This is a genomic window from Pedobacter miscanthi (genome assembly GCF_032678605.1).
Classification (GTDB): Bacteria; Bacteroidota; Bacteroidia; order Sphingobacteriales; family Sphingobacteriaceae; genus Pedobacter; species Pedobacter miscanthi_A.
In genome coordinates this window covers 1-24248 of record NZ_JAVTSU010000006.1, presented here as the reverse complement: position 1 = coordinate 24248, position 24248 = coordinate 1, and the positions used below count along the sequence as shown (strand labels likewise).

General features: G+C 38.3%; 23 protein-coding genes and 1 tRNA gene. 9 read left to right on the top strand and 15 right to left on the bottom strand.

Annotation, left to right across the window (positions count from 1 at the left end; all coding sequences use genetic code 11):
* Nucleotides 1–316: 316 nt before the first annotated feature.
* The 14 genes from R2R28_RS10515 to R2R28_RS10450 all read right to left on the bottom strand — a co-directional run bounded on the left by R2R28_RS10515 (nucleotide 317) and on the right by R2R28_RS10450 (nucleotide 13666).
* Complete coding sequence (locus R2R28_RS10515; RefSeq protein ID WP_316825639.1) at nucleotides 317–1720, bottom strand: lytic transglycosylase domain-containing protein; 1404 nt, start codon at nucleotides 1718–1720, stop codon at nucleotides 317–319.
* A 213-nt stretch (nucleotides 1721–1933) separates the two neighbouring features.
* Nucleotides 1934–3352, bottom strand: a complete 1419-nt coding sequence (gene gatA / locus R2R28_RS10510; protein WP_316825638.1) for an Asp-tRNA(Asn)/Glu-tRNA(Gln) amidotransferase subunit GatA — start codon at nucleotides 3350–3352, stop codon at nucleotides 1934–1936.
* A gap of 18 nt (nucleotides 3353–3370) precedes the next feature.
* On the bottom strand, nucleotides 3371–3571 hold the full coding sequence (locus tag R2R28_RS10505; protein ID WP_029986031.1) for a twin-arginine translocase TatA/TatE family subunit: 201 nt from the start codon (nucleotides 3569–3571) through the stop codon (nucleotides 3371–3373).
* An 11-nt stretch (nucleotides 3572–3582) separates the two neighbouring features.
* Nucleotides 3583–3942, bottom strand: coding sequence for a twin-arginine translocase TatA/TatE family subunit (locus R2R28_RS10500; RefSeq protein WP_316825637.1), 360 nt, complete (start codon nucleotides 3940–3942; stop codon nucleotides 3583–3585).
* 42 nt (nucleotides 3943–3984) lie between these two features.
* Nucleotides 3985–5280: a murein hydrolase activator EnvC family protein gene (locus tag R2R28_RS10495; protein WP_316825636.1), complete on the bottom strand. Its 1296-nt coding sequence runs from the start codon at nucleotides 5278–5280 to the stop codon at nucleotides 3985–3987.
* A gap of 188 nt (nucleotides 5281–5468) precedes the next feature.
* Complete coding sequence (locus R2R28_RS10490) at nucleotides 5469–6260, bottom strand: DUF4292 domain-containing protein (protein WP_316825635.1); 792 nt, start codon at nucleotides 6258–6260, stop codon at nucleotides 5469–5471.
* Nucleotides 6238–7935, bottom strand: a complete 1698-nt coding sequence (locus R2R28_RS10485) for a tetratricopeptide repeat protein (RefSeq protein WP_316825634.1) — start codon at nucleotides 7933–7935, stop codon at nucleotides 6238–6240. Before R2R28_RS10485 ends, R2R28_RS10490 begins: the two co-directional genes overlap by 23 nt.
* A 33-nt stretch (nucleotides 7936–7968) precedes the next feature.
* On the bottom strand, nucleotides 7969–8400 hold the full coding sequence (gene dut / locus R2R28_RS10480) for a dUTP diphosphatase (RefSeq protein ID WP_316825633.1): 432 nt from the start codon (nucleotides 8398–8400) through the stop codon (nucleotides 7969–7971).
* Between the two features lie 86 nt (nucleotides 8401–8486).
* Nucleotides 8487–9968, bottom strand: coding sequence for a lipopolysaccharide biosynthesis protein (locus R2R28_RS10475; protein WP_316825632.1), 1482 nt, complete (start codon nucleotides 9966–9968; stop codon nucleotides 8487–8489).
* A 78-nt stretch (nucleotides 9969–10046) separates the two neighbouring features.
* The gene (locus tag R2R28_RS10470; protein WP_316825631.1) at nucleotides 10047–10319 is read right to left on the bottom strand and encodes an acylphosphatase; all 273 of its coding nucleotides are present in this window, start codon (nucleotides 10317–10319) and stop codon (nucleotides 10047–10049) included.
* 56 nt (nucleotides 10320–10375) lie between these two features.
* A complete protein-coding gene (locus tag R2R28_RS10465; protein ID WP_316825630.1) occupies nucleotides 10376–11332 on the bottom strand; it encodes an NAD(P)H-dependent flavin oxidoreductase in 957 nt (318 codons plus the stop codon).
* 2 nt (nucleotides 11333–11334) lie between these two features.
* Complete coding sequence (locus R2R28_RS10460) at nucleotides 11335–12297, bottom strand: D-2-hydroxyacid dehydrogenase family protein (protein ID WP_316825629.1); 963 nt, start codon at nucleotides 12295–12297, stop codon at nucleotides 11335–11337.
* Between the two features lie 11 nt (nucleotides 12298–12308).
* Nucleotides 12309–13475, bottom strand: coding sequence for an amidohydrolase family protein (locus tag R2R28_RS10455; protein ID WP_316825628.1), 1167 nt, complete (start codon nucleotides 13473–13475; stop codon nucleotides 12309–12311).
* A 118-nt stretch (nucleotides 13476–13593) separates the two neighbouring features.
* Nucleotides 13594–13666: transfer RNA gene (locus R2R28_RS10450), tRNA-Thr, on the bottom strand.
* 486 nt (nucleotides 13667–14152) lie between these two features.
* Between R2R28_RS10450 and R2R28_RS10445 the strand changes: the two genes are divergently transcribed.
* The 4 genes from R2R28_RS10445 to R2R28_RS10430 all read left to right on the top strand — a co-directional run bounded on the left by R2R28_RS10445 (nucleotide 14153) and on the right by R2R28_RS10430 (nucleotide 16658).
* Nucleotides 14153–14467 (top strand): hypothetical protein, encoded by a 315-nt coding sequence (locus R2R28_RS10445; RefSeq protein ID WP_316825627.1) that lies wholly within the window; start codon nucleotides 14153–14155, stop codon nucleotides 14465–14467.
* 81 nt (nucleotides 14468–14548) lie between these two features.
* Nucleotides 14549–14860: a hypothetical protein gene (locus tag R2R28_RS10440; RefSeq protein ID WP_025145419.1), complete on the top strand. Its 312-nt coding sequence runs from the start codon at nucleotides 14549–14551 to the stop codon at nucleotides 14858–14860.
* Between the two features lie 81 nt (nucleotides 14861–14941).
* On the top strand, nucleotides 14942–15256 hold the full coding sequence (locus R2R28_RS10435) for a hypothetical protein (protein ID WP_057931901.1): 315 nt from the start codon (nucleotides 14942–14944) through the stop codon (nucleotides 15254–15256).
* Between the two features lie 70 nt (nucleotides 15257–15326).
* Entirely contained in the window at nucleotides 15327–16658 is a 1332-nt protein-coding gene (locus R2R28_RS10430) for a sigma-54 dependent transcriptional regulator (protein ID WP_316825626.1), read from the top strand.
* Here the strand turns inward: R2R28_RS10430 and R2R28_RS10425 are convergent, their stop codons facing one another.
* A complete protein-coding gene (locus R2R28_RS10425) occupies nucleotides 16659–19136 on the bottom strand; it encodes an ATP-binding protein (RefSeq protein WP_316825625.1) in 2478 nt (825 codons plus the stop codon).
* Nucleotides 19137–19277: 141 nt separating this feature from the next.
* Here R2R28_RS10425 and R2R28_RS10420 point away from each other — a divergent pair, with 141 nt between their 5' ends.
* From R2R28_RS10420 to rlmN, 5 genes are all read left to right on the top strand, one after another.
* Nucleotides 19278–19967 (top strand): YafY family protein, encoded by a 690-nt coding sequence (locus R2R28_RS10420; RefSeq protein ID WP_316825624.1) that lies wholly within the window; start codon nucleotides 19278–19280, stop codon nucleotides 19965–19967.
* Between the two features lie 510 nt (nucleotides 19968–20477).
* Complete coding sequence (locus R2R28_RS10415; protein WP_316825623.1) at nucleotides 20478–20975, top strand: DinB family protein; 498 nt, start codon at nucleotides 20478–20480, stop codon at nucleotides 20973–20975.
* A 118-nt stretch (nucleotides 20976–21093) separates the two neighbouring features.
* Complete coding sequence (locus tag R2R28_RS10410) at nucleotides 21094–21615, top strand: NADPH-dependent FMN reductase (RefSeq protein ID WP_316825622.1); 522 nt, start codon at nucleotides 21094–21096, stop codon at nucleotides 21613–21615.
* Between the two features lie 26 nt (nucleotides 21616–21641).
* Nucleotides 21642–22616 (top strand): 23S rRNA pseudouridine(2604) synthase RluF, encoded by a 975-nt coding sequence (rluF, locus tag R2R28_RS10405; RefSeq protein ID WP_316825621.1) that lies wholly within the window; start codon nucleotides 21642–21644, stop codon nucleotides 22614–22616.
* Between the two features lie 89 nt (nucleotides 22617–22705).
* On the top strand, nucleotides 22706–23761 hold the full coding sequence (gene rlmN, locus R2R28_RS10400) for a 23S rRNA (adenine(2503)-C(2))-methyltransferase RlmN (protein ID WP_316825620.1): 1056 nt from the start codon (nucleotides 22706–22708) through the stop codon (nucleotides 23759–23761).
* Nucleotides 23762–24248: the final 487 nt, after the last annotated feature.

The following is a 24248-nucleotide window of genomic DNA, read 5'->3' as shown; positions in this document are numbered from 1 at the left end:
CTTATTAGTGACGGTGCAAAGGTACAATTCTTTTTATGAGGCTTAAAATAAAATACCCTTCAAAAAAGTTAAATAAGACATAAGGGCTTAATCTGTAAAATGCTGATACTTTACCGATAACCGGAACAGTTAGGAGAATTGAAATAGTATTGAAATGCGAATCCTATTCCGCAAGAAAGCATTGTTGTTATGCGTACACCGTCATCTCGACTGAAGTGCAACGAATGGAGAGATCTGTGAATAATCTTTCATAGATCACTCCACTACGGTCGAGATTACGACCGATGGAGTGATGCAGCAAGGCAAGAATTATATTCTACCCCTTGCTAATCTTCAAAACCATACCCACTTGCAAGCCTGCTTTTGATAAACGGTTATCCCTGCGGATGCTTTGAACGGTAGCACCGTTAAACTTTTCTGCAATTTCGGATAAGGTATCGCCGGTTTTAACTTTATAACTCAAAAATGATGATGGTGCTTTTAGCGGAGTACGGTTTTTAGCATAAATTTTCAGCTTTTGTCCTGGTACAATGGCTTTGCTTTTCAGTCCATTCCAAACCCGAAGATCCTGCACTTCAACACCATATTTATCGGCAACGGCAGTAAGATTCTGTCCTGCAGTAACTTTATGGTAAACTACAGCAGATGTAGCTACTGTTTTTGTTTTATTCTTTCTTAAATCCCTAACATCATCGGTACTGGCTGCAACAACCTTCATACTTACGTCTACTTCCTGGTTGTTTAACACATCGTAAATACCCGCATAATCCACATCCCTTAATTTAGGCATTACAATACGCTTGGGTTCATCATCGGTACCGTTTACAATCTTTTTCTTATACGATGGGTTTAAAGCCATCATGGCTTCTTCTTCAATATTCAGCACTTTGGCTAAAGTGGATAAAGAAACAAAACGGGTGGTTTGAACGGTATCTGTTTTGAGGAACATGTTCGAAGCTTGTGCCGTAATCTGGTGTTTGCCTGAATAATTCATCACATAAACAGCCGCGATAAAAGCCGGCACATAATTTCTGGTTTCTTTAGGCAAAAATTGTCTGATGACCCAAAAATCTCTCGAGCCTGCTTTGTCAATCGCCCGGTTTACATTGCCTTTGCCACAGTTATAAGCTGCAATGGCCAGAAGCCAATCGCCAAGTTCTTCAAAGGCATCTCTGAAATAAGCTGCAGCAGCGTAACTGGCCTGGATCGGATCTTTACGTTCATCAACGAAATTATCCATCTTAAGGCCATAGGCTTTACCTGTGCCAAACATAAACTGCCAAATGCCTGTTGCACCCACACGCGAAATAGCATGCGGATTCATCTGAGATTCTACGATAGTTAAATATTTTATTTCCTGTGGAATGTTATAATCTTTTAGTGCCTTATCAAAAATCGGGAAATAATAGCTTGATAGGCCGATCATTTTGCCAAACATATCCTTACGTTTGGCGTAGATATCGATATACTGTTGAACGTATTCGTTGTAAGGAAGCGGAACGGTTTTAGCGATAGAATCGAGCCTGAGTTTGTAGATAAAGTTCTGTCCCATGGTTAAAGGGTTTTCAGAAACTACTGGTACAGCTACGGTATCGGTGTTGATAAAGATGTTGTTGTGTACCTTTGGGAGACTATCGAGTTTAAGGGTTTGTTGCGCGGAAGCGGAAGAAATGTATCCTAAGCAAGCACAAATTGAAGCAAAAAGTAATTTTTTAATCATGGGCTATTTGGTTCAAATTTTCATTAAGCCTGGTTTATGTCCTCACAAACCTTTATGCAGATTCCTTTTTCTTTCCCATATAAGGAACTAGCGTAAGAACCTGCTAATCTCCTAAACGATGCCTAGGAAACAACTAATGAAATATCATTGCCATACTTAACTATAATGCTTTTTTGCATCAAAATCGCTTCGTACTTCACAATGACGATAAAACTATGATAAAAATGCCTGAGAAAAAGCCAGAAGCTTATCTTCCTCAAAATGTTTGGCTGTAAATTGAATACTTAACGGCAAATTGGCTTTGTTATTGCCCAAAGGCAAAGCAATAGCCGGATTTCCGCTTAAAGATGGAAGCACCGTAAAAATATCGGCCATGTACATCACCAGTGCATCCTGCACGTTATCGCCGATTTTAAAGGCTGCTGTTGGTGCTACAGGAGATAAGATTAAATCATAATCCTGAAATAAAGCATCCATTTTTTCCCTGATGAGGCGGCGCACCTGCTGTGCTTTTTGATAATAAGCATCGTAATATCCGGCACTTAAAACAAAGGTACCTAAAAGGATCCGGCGTTTTACTTCCTCCCCAAAACCTTCGGCACGGGATAATTTATACAATTCGTTTAACGATTTCGCTTCGGTATTGCGGTGGCCGTAATGCACACCATCGTAACGCGAAAGGTTTGAAGAGGCTTCGGCAGTCGTTAAAATATAATAAGCAGGAACCAGGTAATCTAAAAGATCAAAAGACACATATTCCACAGTATGTCCATCTGCTTTTAATTTCTCAATGGAAGCTAAAATAGCCAACTTAATTTCGGGATCAAGGGCTTCGCTTTCGATTGTTTCGCTTAAAACTGCTATTTTCTGCTTTGTATGCTCATTTAAATGAGCGGGATAATCCGGAACGGATAAAGGTGAAACGGTCGAATCGTGCTCATCAGCACCAGCCAGAATCTGCAAAAGCAGGGCTGCATCTTCTACTGATGAAGTAATTGGGCCAACCTGATCAAATGAAGAGGCATAAGCAATCACGCCATACCTCGAAATACGGCCATAAGTAGGTTTTAAACCAATCTGACCGCAAAAAGCTGCAGGTTGCCTCACTGAACCACCGGTATCGGTACCCAGCGCAGCCAGGCACATATCGGCCTGAACAGCCACAGCCGAACCGCCAGAAGATCCACCGGGAACAAGATCGGGATTTGCTGCATTTTTAACAGCACCATAAAAAGAAGTTTCGTTAGAGCCGCCCATCGCAAACTCATCACAATTTAAACGGCCGATAATGATGGCATCTTCCTGTAATAAACGTTCAACAACGGTTGATGAATATGGGGAAACAAAGCCTTCGAGCATTTTTGAAGATGCGGTAACGATATGATCTTTGTAACAGATATTATCTTTAATGCCAATCACCATGCCTGCAAGTTTACCTGCAGTACCTTCTTCTATTTTTTGCTGTATCGCTTTTGCCTGAACTTCGGCCGAATAAAAAAACACCTCGTTAAATGCATTGAGGTGTTCTTTATCTTTAATCTGCTTAAAATAATAAGCCAGTAAATCGGGTAAAGTTAATTGCTTTTGCGAAATGAGTGCCTGAATCTCTTTTAGAGCGCTGTATTTCTTCAAAACTAAAAATTAATGCAATTAAACGGTTTTATCGCGGTTAGATGGATCTACCTGATCACCATCAACACCATCTTTTCCATCTTTAAATTCTTTAACACCTTTACCTAAACCTCTCATTAGTTCAGGGATTTTTTTACCACCAAATAATAACAAAACCACTACCGCGATAATGATAATTTCTGGTGTTCCAAGCATTGCTGCTATTGTTGTATTTAACATAACTTTTTTGTTTAAACTTTATGATTGTCTGCTACAATTTTTTCGTCAGTAGGCTTGGCCAGATCAATACCTGGTACGCTTGCCTCAACCTTTTCATCAACAGTTGTTTCTTCTGTTGGGTGGTGGCGTTGACTATGGTTTACCGCTGTTTCTTCTGCTTCTTCTTTATCTAAATCCATAGCATTGATGTTTCTATGAATTTCACGCTTAACACCATCAGATGCGTCTTTAAACTCTCTGATCCCTTTTCCAAGTCCTCTTGCCAGCTCAGGAAGTTTTTTACCACCGAACAACAATAAAACTACCACTAAAATGAGTATGATCTCCGATCCACCCATGTTTAAAAACTCTAATAACGTGCCTTGATACATCACTAATATAATTTATACAAATATAAACATTTTAAAAAAATTCTACTTACTAATCCAGGCTTCAGGATTTAAAGCGGCCTGGCCCCTTCTGATCTGGAATTTCAGGATAGCGTCGTCTCCTGTATTGGCTACCACACCTATTGCCTGCTTTGTATCTACATCATTCCCTACACTCACACTTACCGACCTTAAGTTCTGGTAAACGGTAAAATATTCGCCATGGTTAATTAACACCACTGTTCTGCCCATAAATACCTGTACAGCGGCTACCTTACCTGCAAACACCGCCCTAACGGTTGCCCCATCACTAGTCGTAATATCTACTCCATCGTTGGTATAACTTGCCTGGTCTACCTTATGCAAACCAAATCTTTCGGTTATGGTTCCTGTAGCAACCGGCCAAGGTAATCTTCCGCGGTTATTTTCAAATCCTGCCGATAACCTGGCGGCTTCTGGTGTTGCGGTTAACAACTCCCCGGTCGATTTTGCTTTAGCTGCAGGTGCAGTTGGCGCAGTAGGTGCAGGTTTATTTTCTGCTTTGGCTTTAGCCGCAGCTATTCTCGCTTCTTCTGCTGCTTTTCTTCTGGCTTCTTCCGCCGCTTTCCTTCTGGCCTCTTCAATAGCCCGCTGAATGGCTGCACTAATGGCTCTGTCTATCTGTGCCTGCTGTTTTTTACGGGTATTGATATCCTGTTTAAACTGCTTTTCGTCTTTACTCAGTTTATTTAATACAACAGACTGCTCACTTTTATCTTTACCTAAACGCTCACGTTCTCTTTCCTGCTCTTTCAACAGGTCGCTTTTTTCTCTAAGTGTTTTATCCAGCACTTTGATCTTGCCATTAAGATCCTGTTGTGTATTTTCAATATAACCAGCCTGTTTCTTTCTGTACTGGCTAAACTGTTGTAAATATTTTATTCTTTTATAAGCCTGGTTAAAATCTTTCGAGGCAAAAATAAACATCATTTTATCGTACGAGTTCCTGTTTCGCTGTGCAAAACGGATCATGCCTGCATACTCTTTTTTAAGATCGCCTAACTGACCCTGCAATGTATGTACGGTATTTGTGTTCTGAGAGATTTGGTTATCCAGATTTTTAATTTCAGAGTTGATTGTTCCGATTTTATCCTGGCGCAACCGGATCTGGGCATTTATGGTATTAATCTGCTGTAAGGTAAGTTTTTTACCACTTGCAGTTTTATTCAAATTCTTTTGAAGCTGTTCAATTTCACGTTGTATAGCTTCTTTTTTCCTTCTGAGCTGACTTTCAGTTTGTGCAACAGCCGAAAGGGTTAACACGCTTAAAAAAAGGATAAATAGCAGTTTTTGTAACTTCATTAAGCCAAAAGTATAAAAATTTTACAGTAAAAAATATTAAAATCGAGATACTAAAGTCATAATCACTTATTACAGAACCGTCTTCACCCAATCTTCATATATAGCAAAGTTTGCCAAAGGTACGCTACTGTAGTAGTAGTTAACCCTGGCAAACCATTTATAGATAATAATTAATGTAATTTTTAAGCTTAGTTTACCACCTTAAACCTCTTTGGTACACTAAACGGAAAATCGACAGGAACATTGCCATCAATTTTCACAAACTGTAAATCAATGTTTATCTTTTTCGCTTTAGAAAGCGTTTTAATCTGTAATGCACTAGGGAATAAAGATTCATTTAATTTTTGATAATCGGTATAGGTAACTTTTAAGGCCTGACCGTTTTTACTATCATTTAAATTAGTTTCGGCAACTTTAAAAAGGGTATTAAAAAGCAATTTATAATCCAGTTCAGCTTTACTTCCCGAAACTACCCAAACGCCATTTTCCTGTTTCACATCCGATTGCTGGGTTAAAAATTCGCCCATGGCATTACCCGTTAAAATGGCCTGTAAAGTGTTAAAATTAACCTGCTTATTGGTGAAATTATAAATATAGTTAAAAGGCTTTTTCAGGTATTCGCTTTTTGCCCTGTTCATAATTTTAATACTGTCTGGCGTAATTAATGCTCTTGCCGGCTCATATGCGCCACCTAAAGCGGTAATACTAACCCAAATGGTTTCCTTGTCTTTCATTCTGAAATTCATGGTTACATCATTCACATCGCCGGCAATATCCAGGGTTGCCTTAGCTTTTAAGGAGAGGGTATTAAATTTAAGTTGTTTGCTATTTAATAACGTTAGGGCTTCCGATTTGGAATTATCCGTTTTAGTTTCTGTTTTGGTGGGCGGAGCCACCACAATTTCTTTTTTAGGCTTACAGGCCGAAACAAAAACCACTGCTCCTAACAGGAGTACGCTATTTAAAATATTTTTTTTCATTGATCTTTTTAATTAATACTGCTGATTCGTTTCCGGCTTCTTTTGCTTTTTGCCATTGGATTACTGCTTCATCTTTTTCACCCTTCATAAAAAGTATATCGCCATAGCGCTCCAGATAAACACCGTTTTTATTGCTATTGTTTTGCAAAGCTTTTTCTATCCACGTTTTTGCCAGATCATATTTTTGCTGTTTAAACAAAATGAAGGCATATGTATCGGTAATGGACGGATTATTAGGCATTGCATTGGCTGCCGTTTCAGCATATTTTGCGGCTTTCACTAAATCATCATTTCTTAACGCTAAATAATAAGCATAATTATTCATGATGAGGAAATTATCCGGCTCCAAAGAAATGGCTTTTTCGAATGCGGTTTTAGCTGCCGAAAAATTATTCTGGTTGATGTAGATATCACCTTGCAGGGCATAAATCTGCGCCTGCAGGCTTTTGTTCTCCACATCGAGTTGTAGCGAGGTTTTTAAATTGCTTTGTGCAGGCTCATATTTACCGGTTTTGTATTGTGCGTAGGCCATATAATAATACAAACTGGCTTGGTTTGGATAAATGGTAAGCGCTTCATCTCCAACTTTTATCGCGTCTTGGTAATGCCCAAGTAATGTTTGAATATTGATAACCTGCTCCCAAACCGCATACACCTGTTCGTTAAGTTTTAGAGCGGCCTGGTATTGGGCCAAAGCTTCCTTTAGGTTATTTTGCTGATAAAGCACATCGCCATAAAGCGCCAAAGCCTTCGCATCCGTTGGATTTTTTTCGGCAACCAACTTACTCAGTTCGGTTACATTTTTGGCAACCACAGGTTGACTCAGTTTTGGGAAAAGTGCCGCAATGATTTTAACTTTTTCGGTCAAGGGCATTTCGGCACTCTCGAAAGCCAGTTTTAAAGCAGCGAAAGCGGCATCATCATTTTTCTGTCTGCGGTGAATATCTGCCAGGGCAAGATTCACTTCAAAATTATTAGGTTCTAACTGCTGCGCTTTAACCAGCACTTTTAGTGCTTCCGGATCATTTCCTTTTTGTAAAAGCAAACCTGCAGCATAAAGGTAATTTTTTACATCAGCCTGGTTACCCTCCAGCAATTTAACAATATCGCTTTCGGTTGCACTTCCGTTTGCCTGGAAACGTTTTCTGGCATTTGTAAGGTCTCTTGAATCGCCGAATTTAACCTGAATTTCATCATAAGTCTTTTTTGCAGCATCAAGCTGGTTGCCTAAAAACTGTGCATTGGCCTTATCAAAATAATAGGCATCATTTTCGGGATCGAGACGGATCAACTGATTAAATACCTCGATCAGTTCGGGCATTTTATTGTTGCGTTTATATACTTCGCCAAGCAAGCGCCAGTACCATAAATTTTCAGCATTTAATTTAATGGCCTGTTTTATATTCTGCTCGGCTTCGGTAAGTTTATCCAAACGGAGATTGGCGTTGGCCAGTTCAAAATAGGCCGCATGGTTATTCGGATCTAAACCAACAATTTTATTAAAATTGGTTGAGGCCACAACATAGTTTTCAGACATTTTCTCACGCAGACCGGCAAAAAACAATTGTTTTACCATATTGCTATCGCGGTTGGTCGCCGGTGCAACTACGCTTTGACCATAAGCCTGAAAACCTATTAAAGTAGCCCCGATAAGAAAATGTATTTTATACTTCATATCATTTTATCCATCCAAAAATTAACGCCAAAGTTACTTCCCAGTATGGCCGTAACCACCGTCACCACGCGCTGTTTCTCCCAGTGCCGTAACCGGTTGCCAGCTCACGGTTTCGTGTTTGGCTACAACCATTTGTGCAATCCTATCGCCGTTAACGATTTTAAAAGCTGTATCTGATAAATTTACCAATAAAACTTTTATTTCCCCACGGTAATCGGCATCAATTGTACCCGGAGAATTTACAATACTAATGCCATGTTTATAAGCGAGTCCGCTTCTTGGCCTGATCTGCGCCTCGTAACCAACAGGCAGTTCGATAAACAAACCCGTGGCCACCAATAGCCGTTGCAAAGGTTTCAATATAATTTCTTCCGTTATTGCCGCCCGGAGATCCATACCAGCTGCATGGGCAGTTTCGTACTGAGGTAGCGGATGTTCGGAGGTATTGATGATTTTTATTTCCATTTTATAGTTGAATGTTTAGGTTGATGGATCATGGTTTGATAGCTCATGGTTGATGGCTATTGACCATAAACTATGAGCCCATATTTTTAACCCTTTTTTAGCATTTTCATTACATTATTCTTCTCAAAATAGAATATTCCGAAGAGAAATAGCGCTAAAATGCCGTTTCCGATATAAATATTCCGTTTAAATACCCAAAAAGATAAGTATACCATCACGATTGATACCACTATATATATACTCATGGCTTTAAGTTTATAGGGTATGGGGTAATGTTTTTGGCCCAATAAATAAGAAATGACCATAATGATGAAATACGCAAACATTGATACCCAGGCCGAGCCCATGTAACTAAATTTAGGAATAAGCAAGATATTCATAATGATGGTAAAAACGGCTCCTACCAAGGAAATATATAAGCCATACCGCGTTTGATCTGATAACCTGTACCATACCGATAAATTCATATAAATACCCAGGCAAACATAACCGAACAACAAAAATGGAACTGCATTTAAGCCCACCCAATACCTCGAATTGATAAAGTATTTGATGATTTCGATATTGGCCGTTAAGCCTACAAAAAGGATGGATAAGGCGAGTACAAAGTAATATAATATGTTTGCATAGGTTTGTTTTGCATTGGCATTTTTAGCATGACTAAAGAAAAATGGTTCTGCGCCTAACCTGAAAGCGGTATTAAAAATACTAATGAAAATGGCCAGTTTACAAACGGCTCCGTAAATACCCACATCATGATTGGCAATGCTTTCTGGCAAATATTTTCCCAATAAAATTTTATCCAGATTTTCGTTAATGATAAACGACAAATTGGCTACCAAAACCGGCCAGCTATAGCCCAGCATATTATTGAACAAACTTTTATTAAACTTAAACTGAATTTCTAAAAACTGTGGGATAAGCATGAGCAAGGTAACCACACTCGCAATTAAATTGGCTACAAACACATAACCTACCCAACGGCCTTTATACCAGGAAGTGAACCATCCGCTAAGGATATCATGTTTGATCAGGAATGGGATAACATAAATAAATGCCAAATTTAAAGCCACAAAAGTACCAATGTTCAGAAACTTGATTAAGCTATATTTAAATGGTTTTCCATCGGCCCTTAATTTGGCAAATGGAATTACACTGATGGCATCAACAAATAAAATCCACGCGAAATAATGTACGTAAGATTTTTGAGCAGCCAATTCTGCCATACTTCCATCTAAGGTATACCTGGCCAAATAATCAGAAAAAATTAATGCAGTGATTAAAAACAGGGTAGATATAAAAGCAATTACCAAAAAGCTGTTGTTGTATACTTCCTGCTTTTTATCTTCATGTTTATTTAAATACCTGAAAAAAGTGGTTTCCATCCCAAAAGCCAGTATGGGATTGATGATGGATACGTAACTGAACATTTTGGTAAAAACTCCATAAACACCGGGAGCAAAAACCCCCGTGTAAACAGGCGTTAATATAAAATTGAACAACCGCGAAAAAATGGTACTGATACCATAAATCATGGTTTGCCCAAGAAACTTTTTATATACAGACATCTAATATGAGATTTGAGTATTGCGTATTGAGATAAGCGCCGTTAACGGAACAATATAGCAATCAAACAATTCAGCAATTTATTTTCTTAAGATTTCAAAATTACGATAGTTTTTTACTTCGCCATCGCTTACCGAAACATTTTCTACCCGAGAGCGATCGGGGCCTTCGTTGCACCAGTTTACAAATTCTTCCAGAAAAATGTCTTCTCCTTCTGCTTCGATGTAAACCGATCCGTCTTTTTCGTTTCTTACAAAACCATTTACCATCATTTGGTTGGCAATAATTTTTGTGGTTTCTCTAAAACCGACGCCCTGCACTTTACCGGTAATGATTATATTAAGATGCTTCATTTATTATTGTAAGGTTGAAATGTTTTAATGTTGTAAAGTTAACAAAGCAATTGTGTTTAAAAATTCAATTCATTATGCAAACTGTTAAATTTTTGCAGTTCTGATCTAAATTCAAGCCAAATTTCTTCAAGAATGGTTTTAGCAGGTTTAATTTCCCTAAGCATCGCAGAAACCTGACCGATTTCGAGTTCTCCGTTTTCCATATCGCCCTCAAACATCCCCATTTTTGCCCTTGCACGGCCTAATAGTTCCATTAAGCGGCTTCTATCGGCCCCTTCCGCCTCAGCTATAGAAACGGCATCGGCAAATTCGTTTTTTAATAACCTTACCGGAACCAGCTTTTTCATGGCCAGTTTGGTATCACCTTCAACGGCAGAAATAATTTTATTTTTAAAGGCCGGATGGGCTGATGATTCTTCGGCAACGGCAAAAGCCGAACCAATTTGAACAGCATCTGCCCCTAATGCAAAGGCGGCCAACATCGCTTTTCCGCTTCCTATCCCGCCGGCAGCAATTACTGGAATCTGCACAGCTTCTTTAATCACCGGGATCAAACACATCGTAGTGGTTTCCTCTCTCCCATTGTGCCCACCTGCTTCAAAACCTTCGGCAACAATGGCATCTACTCCAGCTTCCTGCGCTTTTAATGCAAATTTTGTATTCGCAATCACATGGACAACGGTAATTCCTTTTTCTTTTAGTGTACTGGTCCAGGTGGCTGGGTTACCCGCAGAAGAAAATACAATCTTTACCCCTTCCCTTATCACCACATCGATAATTTCCTCAATATTGGGGTAAAGCAAGGGTACATTAACCGCGAAAGGTTTATCGGTAGCCAGCTTACATTTTTGAATGTGTGTTCTTAAAACTTCGGGGTACATAGAACCCGCACCGATAATACCCAAACCGCCTGCGTTAGAAACCGCTGAAGCCAATTTCCAGCCGCTGCACCAAACCATACCGGCCTGGATAATTGGGTATTTAATATTGAAAAGTTTGCAGATCGGGTTCATATTTAAAGTATTTCAGGGTTGGCAATATTTGTAGGCTTTCCGTTAATGTAATTGATAATGTTTTCGAAGGCTTTACTAAAATACAGTTCGTAACTATTCTTTTCTACATAACCGAGGTGCGGTGTACAAACTACATTCGGCATATTGAGCAGTTCGAAACTGGTATTGTAAACAGGCTCGCTTTCATAAACATCTAAACCGGCAAACCCAGGTCTGCCAGCTTTTAAGGCTTTAACAAGGCTTCCTTTTTCAATAAGTTCTGCACGTGAAGTATTGATCAGCACCGATGATGTTTTCATTAAACTTAAATCTTCCTGCTTTACGATTCCCGTTGTTTCATTATTCAAACGGAGATGAAGCGAAACCACATCTGCAGTTTTAAAAAAATGCATTTTACTTTCTGCAGCCTCAAAGCCATCATTTACGGCGTTTAATCTCGATTGTTCACTGCCCCATACCAAAACCTTTGCACCAAAAGCTTTTGCATAACCGGCAATTAGTTTACCGATTTTTCCGTAACCCCAAATCCCGATGATTTTTCCGCTCACACTTTCTCCCAAATTTATCTGCCAATCCCCTTTTTTCATTCCTGCTATAGCACTAGGAATTTGTCTTAAAACATTCATCAACAAAATCCAGGTTAATTCGGCAGGGGCAATTGGGGAGCCAATACCTTCGGCTACGGCCACTTTATATTTAGTACAGGCATTTAAATCTAAATGATTGGATATTTTCCCGGTTTGGCTAATCAATTTTAAAGTGGGCAATCTAGAAAGTAAATCACCCGTAATGACAGTTCTTTCCCTGATTAAAACCAATGCTTCCACATCTTTTATTTTTTCGGCCAAAGCATTAGGGTCTTTCTCGGTTTTGTTAAGAATAACAACTTCCTGCTGCTGTAATAAATCAAAACATGCAAGTCTTCTAACTGCATCCTGATAATCATCCAATATGGCTATTTTCATCTTTTTTAGCATTAGATCAGTTTTCTAACCTGATCACTTTCTATTATAAAATCAGCAGATAACTGGATGAGGTTCAATCCTGGTTTTTTACCCGCTTCTATTGTTCCAAGTTGTTGATCGACAGCTAAAAATTCGGCCCCGTTTATGGTTGCCCAACTCAACAGTTTTTCAAAATCTACCTGTTTGTGTTGCTGCAAGGTGATCATTTCCGACAGGATATTAAGCTGATGGTTACTCGCCAAACTATCGGTACCCAAGGTAATTTTCACTTTTTCATTTATTAATAAACCAACATCGGGTAAAGCATTTTCAATGTATAAATTGGCCTGCGGACAAAGGCACCAGTATAAATTCGGATTTTGAGCTTTTGCAAATGTAATATCGGCTTTGCTTGAAACCGTATTGTGTACTAATAAAGTCTTTTGTTCTTTAATATAAGGTAACCACGATTGTAATGATGTTTTATTTGTAGGTTCGAAAAAGGAAATATCCAGCCCCAAAAATTTGTACAGCTCTAAAAATCCTCCTGTTTTATTTTCGAAAAAAGCATTTTCATTGTTCGTTTCCTGATTATGCACACTAATAAGGGCATTATCTTTTGCTGCTTCTTCCCTTATGCGTTCAAACAGTTCAGGAGATACCGAATAAGGGGCGTGGGGAACAATAGAAGCAGGCAGAGGCTCAAAATCCTGCTTAATTTCTTTAACGTAATCCATTATAGCAGCTGCGCGTTCGGGATTAAACCCCATTGCTTCTATAAAAGTGTGGTAATGGATATTACTGTTTTCTTTTATCTCTTTGGAAAAAACCTGGTTTGAAATATCACCAACCGCCACAATGCCGTTTTCGAACATCTTTTGGTCGGCATCGTACATGGCCGCTTTAATCTGCTCCGCATCTCCTTGCCTGCTTTTAATAATGCTTTGCACAAATTCTACAAGCCCAGTTTGCTCGGGAATTTGCCCCAGCATATGCGAAAGCTCCAAATGGCAATGAGCATTGATAAAACCCGGAACAATAGCGCCTTTATTTTTTATAATATCCTGCCCAAGGTTGGCAATCTCTTCTTCGGTTAAGATTCCAACAATTTCACCATCCGGACGCACAGCCACCGCCCCATTTTTAACCGGAGCCGAGGCAACAGGAAAAATCCAGTCGGCTGAAAAGTATTTTAGCATGTTGCAAATTAGCGGAATAAGAGGAGGTAAAAAAATATTTTTCCAGGCCTGGCTTATTTTTGAAAATAAAATGATTTTTAATTTTTCCTGAGAAATTGGAAACAAGGGGAAAGAAAAGAGCCTCCTATCGGAATCGAACCAATGACCTACTGATTACAAGTCAGTTGCTCTACCAGCTGAGCTAAGGAGGCTTTTAATCGGGCTGCAATGATAGAAAAAAATCTTCTTTTTTCAAAAATTGAAATTTATTTTTTTTGTACTGCCTGATATTTTTATCCGATCCCGTGATTAATACTTATTCAAATTTTTAACGCTGAGCTTCCCGAAAAATCGGAACAAATAATCGAAATACTTAATGGGTAACTTAAAATAGGTCCTCCGACAGGTTCAAGGATGACAATTTATATTTATTAGATAAACTGTTGCAATTATGGTAAAATCTTTACCCTTCAGATGGGAACATCTAACGGCACACTGCATTATGGCATTTATTCAACCAGAAATATCTGCAAAACTTGTAGTCATTCACCACAAGTTGTGGAGAAATTCCACAATATTAAAATCTTGGCATAACAACAAAGCACTGTAAATCAATATCTTAAATAAAAATACGCGTTTGGCATCATTATGAAACATTAGCAAGTATTGTTACACAAATTAATTTTAAAATATATACCATGAAAAAATTCGTTTTAGCAGCTACAGTATTAGCATTCGCAGGATTCTCAGCAGTACAGGCAAGTGAAGTAAAAGATTTTAAAACTACTGCAATTGTTGCAGTTCAAGATAGCGCAGTGAAAACTCCAGTTAAATTGGAAGAATTACCTGAGCCAGTAACAACCGCATTAAAATCTGACGCTTATAAAGGCTGGACCGCTACTGAAGCCTGGTCGGTTAAAGAAGGTACCAAAGAGTATTATTTAATTAACATCAAAAAAGAAGCGGAAACCGGTTCGGTAAAAATCGATAAAGACGGTAAACCAGTTCAATAATATCAATAGCCTTAGCGCTTCATAATTAACAAGTATTTAACAGTAACGAAAGTTACCAATCATATTTTAAAACACAATATCATGAAAAAGATCATTTTAGCCGCTACATTAGCATTCGCAGGATTCACAGCAGTACAAGCAAGTGAAGTAAATACAATCAAAAACGCTGCAATTGTTGCAGTTCAGGATAGTGCAGTAAAAACTCCGGTAAAATTAGAAGAGCTTCCTGCTCCAGTAACCACCGCATTAAAATCTGATGCATATAAAGGTTGGACCGCTACTGAAGCCTGGTCGGTTAAAGAAGGTACTAAAGAGTATTATTTAATCAACGTTAAAAAAGAAGCAGAAACTGGTTCAGTTAAAATTGATAAAGACGGTAAACCAGTTCAATAATCTCAAATAAATACGCTATAAAGGCATAATTAACATATTAGCGCGGCCCTTAGGGCTGCGCATAACTAAAAAATAAACAAAATGAAAAAATTAATTTTATCAGCTGCGTTCTTAGCTTTTGCAGGATTCTCAGCAGTACAGGCAAGTGAAGTAAATACAATTAAAAACGCTGCAATTGTTGCAGTTCAGGATAGCGCAGTAAAAACTCCGGTTAAATTAGAAGAATTACCGGCCCCAGTAACCACCGCATTAAAATCTGATGCTTATAAAGGTTGGACTGCTACTGAAGCATGGTCTGTTAAAGAAGGAACAAAGGAATACTACTTAATCAATGTTAAAAAAGAAGCAGAAACTGGTTCGGTTAAAATTGATAAAGACGGTAAGCCCGTACAATAAAAACCCAAATATTACATCTACCTATTACAAAGAAAGCCGGATTATGTCCGGCTTTTCTTATTTTTGTTAAATGGCGAGAATCCTGATTTTAGAAGACGATACCACATTTGCTCAATTGCTTGAAGGTTTTTTAACAAAAAACGGTCATGAAGTTACCCTTGTGACCCATGTAAAGCAATCTTTTAAACAAGTTGAAAATAGCGAATATGATTTATTGTTGATTGATTACCGCCTTCCTGACGGTACAGGCTTTGAAGTGCTTACCCATATCCGCGATCTGGGCCTTTCTATCCCGGTAATCATCATGACGAGTTTTAATGATGTGCGCACAGCGGTAAAATCAATTCAGTTAGGTGCTTTTGATTATATCACCAAACCAGTTAATCCCGACGAATTATTAATGGTAATTAAAAATTCTTTAGCTAAAAAGGATTTAAAAAGCGTCGAAACTAAAGAAACAAACAGCGATTTTATTAAAGGCAAAAGTGCTATTGCCGATAAATTATACGGTCATATTAACCTGGTTGCACCTACTGATATGTCGGTAATTATACAGGGCGAAAGCGGAACGGGAAAAGAATTTGCAGCCAGAACACTACACCAGCAAAGTAAACGTGCAGATAAACCTTTTGTTGCGATAGATTGTGGTGCTTTATCGAAAGATTTAGCTGCGAGTGAATTATTCGGACATGTTAAGGGTGCTTTCACAGGTGCATTGAATGATAAAAAAGGCCAGTTTGAAGCCGCCAATGGAGGAACATTGTTTCTGGATGAAGTTGGGAACCTGAGTTATGAGGTACAAATTAAACTACTCCGTGCTTTACAGGAAAGGGTAATTCAGCCTTTGGGCAGTACCAAGCAAATTCCAGTTAATGTAAGGATTGTTACGGCTACCAACGATGATTTGGCCAATAGCATGCAACAGGGCGAATTTAGGGAAGATCTGTATCACCGTTTAAATGAATTTAAAATCCAGCTTCCACCATTACGCGATCGGGGTGGAGATTTAGAATTGTTTATCAACCACTTTATACAATTATCCAACCGCGATTTAGAGCGAAACGTGAAGAGTGTATCTGCAGAAGCGAAATCATTATTACTGAGTTACGATTGGCCGGGTAATTTGCGCGAACTGAGCAATGTAATTAAACGTATGGTTTTATTAAGCCCTGGCGATGTTGCCCAGATCGAAGCCCTGCCTGATGAAATGATGATTTCGGTTCAACACCAATCAGCACCGGGTAATTCATCGGATCTGAAAGCGGTAAATGAACAAAACGAAAAAACATTAATTACGGAAACTTTGATTAAAGTTAGACACAACAAATCAAAAGCCGCTAAAATTTTAAATATCGACCGTAAAACGCTTTATGCTAAAATGGAACGTTACGGGATCGAATAACTATTCGGCACTGGCGTAATCCATTTGCTCAATAAAAGCAATTAGGCCATCTAATTTTTTAATCTGTACCAACACTTCTGCTTTTGCATGATCAGTTAAACCCTTTTCGGCAATTTCTATTTCTAAGGTACGGAAAGCATTGGCTAAAGTTTTAGAACCCATTTGCGCTGTACGACCTGCTAAGCGGTGAACCAATAACCTGCTTTTATCCTGATCATTATCGTTGATATGTTCCTTAAGCGATGCAGCATCATCAATGGAATCCTGTTTAAAACGGTTCAGGATTTTTTCAAGCATTTGCTGATCGCCAAAGGTCATTTTTTCGATCGATGAAAAATCAAATTCTGGCTGTTCTGATAAAATCTCAGTTTTATCAAAAATAGAAAGAATATCAACCGCCCTGAACGGTTTCATAATCAAACCATCAAAACCTTCACTTAAAACCATTTCGCGTTCTTCGGGTAAAACCTGTGCGGTAATGGCATAGAATTTAATGTTGTGCGGCAGTTTCTTTTTTAACAAATGACAAAGTTCGAAACCGGTCATTTCGGGCATGCGCATATCAACCAGAACGTATTTTAAGTCGGGTTCGGGTTCGGTATGTAAAATATCGGAAACCTGGGTAAAACTCCTGAAAGGGATTTTATTTTTTTGGAAAATCATTCCGCATAGGTCAAGAATCAGCTTATCATCATCAATTACCCATACAGAACCAGGATTAACAATGGCGTAATGTTCTAAATCCAAAGCATCATTTACACGTTCAGTTGTATTTTCATATTTCATATAAATATTAAAAGTGGTACCAATGCCAGGCTTACTTTTAACATAAATACGCCCGCCCTGCGTTTCGATCAGCGATTTAACAATTGGCAAGCCCAAACCTGTACCTGTTTGATTAATGATATATTTTTCAGGAGATTCTATCTGCTCAAATTCATTAAATATTTTTGGGATATCTTTTTCATCAAAACCAATTCCCGTATCTTTTATGGTGAAATGAAAATGTAAATCTTCACCTTGTTTTTTATAGGAAACGGACAGGCTGATTTCACCTTTTAAGGTAAATTTTACCGCATTGCCCAACAAATTGAATAAAATCTGCTTTAACCTGAAAGCATCGCCCTTTACAAACTCCAGGTTAGCCAGATCAAATGCTGCATTTAACTGGAGCGACTTCTGTTCTGCCAATGGCCGCATCACCGAAACCACTTCATCCAAAGCTTTTTTAATATTAAATACCTGGTTATTGAAACTAAACTCGCCCGAAATAATCCGGTTATAATCCAATACTTCATTCACGATCTGAAGTAAATGGATTGAAGACTGATAAATGGCATCAACATCTTTTTTATTGGGCACATCTTGCTGGGTAATCAATTCGGCATAACCTAATATAGATTGTAACGGTGTTCTGATCTCGTGACTCATGTTTGATAGAAAACGCTGCTTCGCTTTGCCATGATACTCAGCCTCATCTTTTGCCAGCTCTAAAGCCTTTCTGTATTTATTACTTTTAGTAATATCTGCCATAATCAGGTAGAGCAAAATTACCGTCAGTAAAAAGAAGATAATGATAATGGTGGTGATCTGCGTAATGCCATCGTTAACCACTTCTTTGGCCTGAATCCCATTTAAATCAACCTGGGCCACGGCTTCGCCTTCTACCTCGCGTAAAATCTGCAGCATTTTAGCTGTTAAAGCATTACTTGCAGTTGATAAATCTGCCTCACGTTTTAAAAATTTCTGGCTTTTCTGACGTTGTTCCAGTTCGATGTTTTTTAGCGAACCCGTCATGCTTTTCATAATACTATCTTCAGCCTTTGCATTTAAAGTATCGCGTTTAACTTTAAATTCTTCGTTTATAATTTTGTAAACATCAGATTTTTTCTTGCCAAAGAGTTTACTTAAAAAACCCCGCGATTTTTGCTCTTCTTCGGGTGCAACTGTAGTGGTTGAAGTGGTGGTTTCAGTAGTTAATACCGCACTATCGGTTTGCCTTGCCCTTATAGCCACCAGTTCGTTTAGTTTCTGCACTTCATCAGAAAATGACTTTGTATTTACCAGCGTTTCTCTAACTTTAAGGTAGTTGACAAACTGTTTATCGCGGTCTGAAAGTAGATCTTTAATCGATTTTATCCTGGCCAGCTGTGCAGAATCGCCCCGGTATAATTTACGGAGGGTGTCCAGACTTGATCTTAACTTACGCGATTCTTTTAGAAAACTATAAGTACCTTGTTTATTAAAAGCTTCGTCGCGCTGGAGCTGGTCCAATCTGGCAATTTTATGCGAAAGATCGTTAACAATCCTTAAACGATCATTTGGTGCCGAAATCTCTTCTACGGTATTCAGCATCCTGGTAAAAGCAAATTTACTGATACCCCATGCCAATATCAGCGCAAAACAGGCGAACAGAAAACCTATAATTACCTTACTTTTTATTGCCCGGAAGAAACGCTTTTGAATAACGGCCGCCATTTAATTCAGATTATTACCTTAAACCATTATCATAACGGTTTATCGTTTAGAATTGATATCTATTTATCTTTTACAAATAACGTACCACAAGAAAATTGGTTAAAAAGCTTTAATTTTATCAACGCCTAAAAAAAACCAAACATGAACCGTATCGACCGCCTTTTCGGAATTTTGACCCTACTCCAATCCAAAAAATACATTACAGCAGAAAAGATTGCTGAAAGGTTTAATATGAGCATACGTACGGTTTATCGTGATGTTAAAGCGCTTTGCGAACAGGGTATCCCCGTAAGTTTTGAGCAACACAAAGGCTATTATCTGGTTCAGGGCTATTTTTTACCCCCGGTTTCTTTTAATATGGAAGAAGCCAATGCATTATTGCTGGTAGAAAGCCTGGTAAATGGTTTTGCGGATAACTCTATCCGTGCTCATTATTCTGCTGCACTGACCAAGGTAAAAGCAGTGTTAAAAACAGGTCAGAAAGAAAAACTGGAAACTCTAAACCAGCATATCAAATTGCAAATTCCGGAAAGAATGAGTTTCAACTTTGGATATTTGTCCCTTATTCAACACGCTATTGCCGAAAAACACCTCATTGAAATCGATTATAAAAATAATAAAGGGGAGGCCAGCAAAAGAGAAGTTGAACCCATTGGCTTAATTTTTTATGCTTTTAGCTGGCATTTAATTGCCTGGTGCCACTACCGTAATGAATATCGCGATTTTAACCTGATCAGGATTGTTTGTTTAAAAAACCTGGGCATTCCTTTCAGAAAAACAGAACACATGCCTTTAAGTGATTATATGCATTTGCTACCGGTAAACTACTAGAATTCTATAATTCCTGCATCTTTCAAACGTTGTATCACATCTTCAGTATTTACAGATGAATGTTCACTTTTAAGGTAAATTTCAATAAAATAAATTGTTTTAACCTTAAAGCTCATCTAAAAAATCTTGGCATCGCGAAGTTCTACTTTTCCTTCCAGGTGAAGTTATTTGCTCAAAAGAAGCGATTATACATTGATTGTTCAGCCATATTTAGTTCTTTTTGTTTTAATATTAGATGCAACTTTGTATTCGACCCCAAGGCATCAAGCACAGCTTTTACTACTTTTTCAGATTTCTTGTTTTCAATACTTACCATTAATGCATTCATTATCAAAACAATACATTCATTTTTTTTAATAAAACATCTCTTAATTAAATATTTTTTTTACACTGCCATAGGGTTGTCAGCGGCCTGTATTTTCTTTGTGTAAACAAACATCAAAAATCATGAGCATCGCTGATTTATTACTTATGGAATTACACACCGCAGAAAAAACAAAACAAAAAAATATGGATATCATTAAATTATTATTGAAAGAGTTTGAAGCCGAATTTAATACCACAAAAAAATTCCTGGCGCTGGTACCGGCAGATAAATTTGACTGGGCACCGCACGAAAAAAGCATGAAAATGAAATCGCTTACCGTTCACATTGCCGACCTTCCCCGCTGGGTTTCATTGGCTTTAACTACAGATGGACTGGATTTTGAAACAGCACCTTACACAGAGGCTCCTGTTGAAAGCGCAGATGACCTGGTTAAAATTTTGGAAGAAAATTACGTAGAAGGAAAAGCTGATTTAGAAAAAGCTACTGAAGATAATTTAAGCGGACGTTGGGTATTAAGTATGGGCAAACAGGTGTTGGCAGATTATTCCAAATATGAAACCATCCGCCATTCCCTTAGCCAAACTACCCATCACCGTGCACAATTAGGCGTTTATTTGAGGTTATTGAATATTCCAATCCCCGGAAGTTATGGCCCAAGTGCCGATGATCAGAATTTTTAGTTCTTAATGATATTTAAATGGACCGTTGAAACCTGGTGCGTTTCGATGGTTCATTTGAAATGACAGCCCGATTACCCGTTACGCTTTATAATCCATCTGTTCTTTGTTACTTTTAACAATGAAAAAGATAGTCGCAATTTCGGGCAGTACAAAAGCTTTATCAACCAACGCACTTTATATTACGGCCGCCGGCCAGCTTTTAGGAAAAGATTTCGAAATAACCAACTTTCCTTCCATCTCAGACCTCCCTCATTTTAATCCTGATTTAGATCTGGAGAACCCACCAAAGCTTATTAATGAACTTCGATCTGCTATCCAACAAGCAAATGGAATCATTATTTCTACACCAGAGTATGCCATGGGTTTACCGGGTTCATTAAAAAACCTGCTCGATTGGACGGTAAGTTCAGCATCATTTTCAGGGAAACCTGTTTTAGCACTAGTCGCTTCAACCCAAGGCGAAAAAGCTTACCAATCCATCATTGATGTTTTAACAGTACTCGAAGCTAAGGCATTTTCCCAGCTTATCTCATTTGCAAAAGCTAAGATCAGTACTGTTGCTATAATTACTGACAATGAAACTTTAACTAAGCTTAAAAGTACCATCCAATCATTTGTTGCCACTATGAACAATGAATAACACAATTATTTCCGTAAAATTGCAGCATGAACAATAACTCTGCAACCCGTTTAAATAAATTTATCAGCGAAAGTGGATTATGTTCACGCCGTGAAGCAGATCGTTATATCGAAAAGGGTACTGTTTTTATCAATGGAAAAAGGGCAAAGGTAGGCGATCAGGTTTTTGCAGGTGATAAAGTGATGGTTAATGGCCATAATATCGAACCAAGAGAAGAGAGTAACTTCATTCTGCTAGCCTTTAACAAACCTGTCGGAATTACCAGCACTACAGAGGGAAGCGTACGTGATAATATTGTGGATTATGTAAACCACAGCGAAAGGATATTTCCGATTGGCCGATTGGATAAAGATTCATCAGGCTTAATTTTCCTGACCAATAACGGCGATATCGTAAATAAAATTTTAAGGGCAGGGAATAAACACGAAAAAGAGTACCTGGTTACCGTTAATAAACCCATCACCGAAGATTTTATTTTCGAGATGAGTAACGGTGTACCAATCTTAGGTGTAAATACACGTAAATGTAAGGTACGCCAGGTGAGTACCTTTGTTTTCAATATTATCTTAATTCAAGGCTTAAACAGGCAGATCCGCAGAATGTGCGAACATTTTGGTTATGAGGTAGCCAAACTCGAGCGTACGCGGATTATGAATATCAGTCTTAAAGGTATTCCAACCGGAGAGTTTAGGGAACTTACCGAAGAAGAAATGAAAAGCATCACCAAAAGTGTAGAAAATTCATCTTCAGAGGCTAAATCCAAACCAAAACCTACAGCTAAGAAAAAACCAAACGCCTGGGAAGAAATTCCTGAGCTTCGGGAAGAACAACCTAAAAAGGCTTTCAAACCAAAACCATTAGGTCAAAAATCTTCAGGCAAAAAACCAGGAGCTCATTCAGGCTCAAAACCCGGTGCTAAAAGTAATAGTGGTAACAGAAATTCCAGACCGGCAAAAGGGAAGTCTGCAGGCAAGCCAAATACAAGAGGCAGAGGAAGATAAGCTAACAAATTGTAAAATTTGGCACTATCTACATACCTTATACCCTCCACCTTTTAACCTTCTACCTTTTTTAAGTACCTTTGCAACAAATGGTAGCAGCAAAAAAAACCGATATTCGTGCATTAGATCTTCCCCAATTGCAACAACACCTTGTAGCAATGCAACAGCCTGCATTTAGGGCCAAGCAGATTTACCAGTGGCTTTGGGAAAAATCGGCTACGGATTTCGAGCAAATGAGTAATTTATCTAAAGATCTTCGTAAGGCTTTGGATGAATCCTTTACCATTAATGCTGTGCAGGTTAACAACTCTCAGTTCAGTAACGATCATACCATTAAAAATACTTTCAGGTTAGCCGACGGCAATATTGTTGAAGGAGTTTTAATCCCTTTGGAAGACCGTATGACGGCTTGCGTGAGTTCTCAGGTAGGCTGCAGTTTAACCTGTAAATTTTGTGCAACCGGTTACATGGATCGTAAGCGTAATTTAAACGCCGATGAGATTTATGATCAGGTGGTATTGATCGACAAACAGGCTAAGCAAAACTATGATAATCCCCTTACCAATATCGTGTATATGGGCATGGGTGAACCGCTGTTAAATTATGCAAACGTATTAAAGTCTATCGAACGTATAACTGCTCCTGATGGTCTAAACATGAGCTATAAGCGCATTACTGTATCTACTGCAGGAATTGCCAAGATGATTAAAAAATTGGGTGATGATGGTGCTAAATTCAATCTTGCGCTTTCACTGCATGCCGCTGACGATAAAAAACGTAATGAAATTATGCCCATTAATGAGGCTAATTCTCTAAAAGCGTTGGCAGATGCCCTTAAATATTATTTTGCTAAAACTAAAAATCCGGTAACTTACGAATACATTGTTTTTAATCATTTTAATGATGAGATTTCGGATGCCATGGATTTAGCTAAATTCTGCAAACATATTCCTTGCAAAGTGAACCTGATCGAATATAACCCAATTTCTTTTGCTGATTTCACCAATGCAGAAGGCGATAAGATTGATGCTTTTTCGAATTATTTGAAAAGTCAGGGAATTAATACCAATATCCGCCGTAGCCGTGGTAAAGATATTGATGCAGCTTGTGGTCAATTGGCCGTCAAAGAAGAAGCAAACGCTTAAACCATTCATTACAATATTCTTAATGCAACCTCTTCATTTTTTTGGAGCGCAGTTTTCTGTGTATAATGGGCCAGGTTCCTATCCTGGGATGGAAGTATAATGCAAAAGAATGATGGAACTGTGTTCTGCAGAAATAAGTAGTTAGTCTTTACAATTGAGTTTTTAAAAGTATTGCATTTTTCTTGGAGCGCAGTTTCTGTACTTATAGGTTGGCTCCTGTCCTGCTGTATGCTTAATTCTTTTGGAACTTATAACACCATAAAACAAATTAGCTTTTATCAAAAGGGATAGCGCTTCCATCAGGGCTAATTAACCCGGGATGGAATTATAATGGAAGATGTAAAACGGATGATGGAAGTGCTTCTACGCAAATCAGTGCCATCTGGTGGAGAAAACCAATGTACGCCCTTAATAAATTTAATCAATGTTATCCTGTGCTTTTAATGGTTCTGAGAAAAATAGAACGGTTATAAACGAAGAAAACCCT

Coding starts and splice junctions, on each gene's coding strand:
- R2R28_RS10430 (WP_316825626.1), top strand. CDS start 15,327: ATGGCGAGAATCCTGATTTTAGAAGACGATACCACATTTGCTCAATTG.
- R2R28_RS10425 (WP_316825625.1), bottom strand. CDS start 19,136: ATGGCGGCCGTTATTCAAAAGCGTTTCTTCCGGGCAATAAAAAGTAAG.
- R2R28_RS10485 (WP_316825634.1), bottom strand. CDS start 7,935: ATGAAGTATAAAATACATTTTCTTATCGGGGCTACTTTAATAGGTTTT.
- R2R28_RS10515 (WP_316825639.1), bottom strand. CDS start 1,720: ATGATTAAAAAATTACTTTTTGCTTCAATTTGTGCTTGCTTAGGATAC.
- R2R28_RS10445 (WP_316825627.1), top strand. CDS start 14,153: ATGAAAAAATTCGTTTTAGCAGCTACAGTATTAGCATTCGCAGGATTC.
- R2R28_RS10505 (WP_029986031.1), bottom strand. CDS start 3,571: ATGTTAAATACAACAATAGCAGCAATGCTTGGAACACCAGAAATTATC.
- R2R28_RS10410 (WP_316825622.1), top strand. CDS start 21,094: ATGAAAAAGATAGTCGCAATTTCGGGCAGTACAAAAGCTTTATCAACC.
- R2R28_RS10420 (WP_316825624.1), top strand. CDS start 19,278: ATGAACCGTATCGACCGCCTTTTCGGAATTTTGACCCTACTCCAATCC.
- R2R28_RS10465 (WP_316825630.1), bottom strand. CDS start 11,332: ATGAACCCGATCTGCAAACTTTTCAATATTAAATACCCAATTATCCAG.
- R2R28_RS10490 (WP_316825635.1), bottom strand. CDS start 6,260: ATGAAAAAAAATATTTTAAATAGCGTACTCCTGTTAGGAGCAGTGGTT.
- R2R28_RS10435 (WP_057931901.1), top strand. CDS start 14,942: ATGAAAAAATTAATTTTATCAGCTGCGTTCTTAGCTTTTGCAGGATTC.
- R2R28_RS10455 (WP_316825628.1), bottom strand. CDS start 13,475: ATGCTAAAATACTTTTCAGCCGACTGGATTTTTCCTGTTGCCTCGGCT.
- R2R28_RS10415 (WP_316825623.1), top strand. CDS start 20,478: ATGGATATCATTAAATTATTATTGAAAGAGTTTGAAGCCGAATTTAAT.
- R2R28_RS10475 (WP_316825632.1), bottom strand. CDS start 9,968: ATGTCTGTATATAAAAAGTTTCTTGGGCAAACCATGATTTATGGTATC.
- rlmN (WP_316825620.1), top strand. CDS start 22,706: ATGGTAGCAGCAAAAAAAACCGATATTCGTGCATTAGATCTTCCCCAA.
- R2R28_RS10470 (WP_316825631.1), bottom strand. CDS start 10,319: ATGAAGCATCTTAATATAATCATTACCGGTAAAGTGCAGGGCGTCGGT.
- dut (WP_316825633.1), bottom strand. CDS start 8,400: ATGGAAATAAAAATCATCAATACCTCCGAACATCCGCTACCTCAGTAC.
- rluF (WP_316825621.1), top strand. CDS start 21,642: ATGAACAATAACTCTGCAACCCGTTTAAATAAATTTATCAGCGAAAGT.
- R2R28_RS10460 (WP_316825629.1), bottom strand. CDS start 12,297: ATGAAAATAGCCATATTGGATGATTATCAGGATGCAGTTAGAAGACTT.
- R2R28_RS10440 (WP_025145419.1), top strand. CDS start 14,549: ATGAAAAAGATCATTTTAGCCGCTACATTAGCATTCGCAGGATTCACA.
- R2R28_RS10500 (WP_316825637.1), bottom strand. CDS start 3,942: ATGTATCAAGGCACGTTATTAGAGTTTTTAAACATGGGTGGATCGGAG.
- R2R28_RS10495 (WP_316825636.1), bottom strand. CDS start 5,280: ATGAAGTTACAAAAACTGCTATTTATCCTTTTTTTAAGCGTGTTAACC.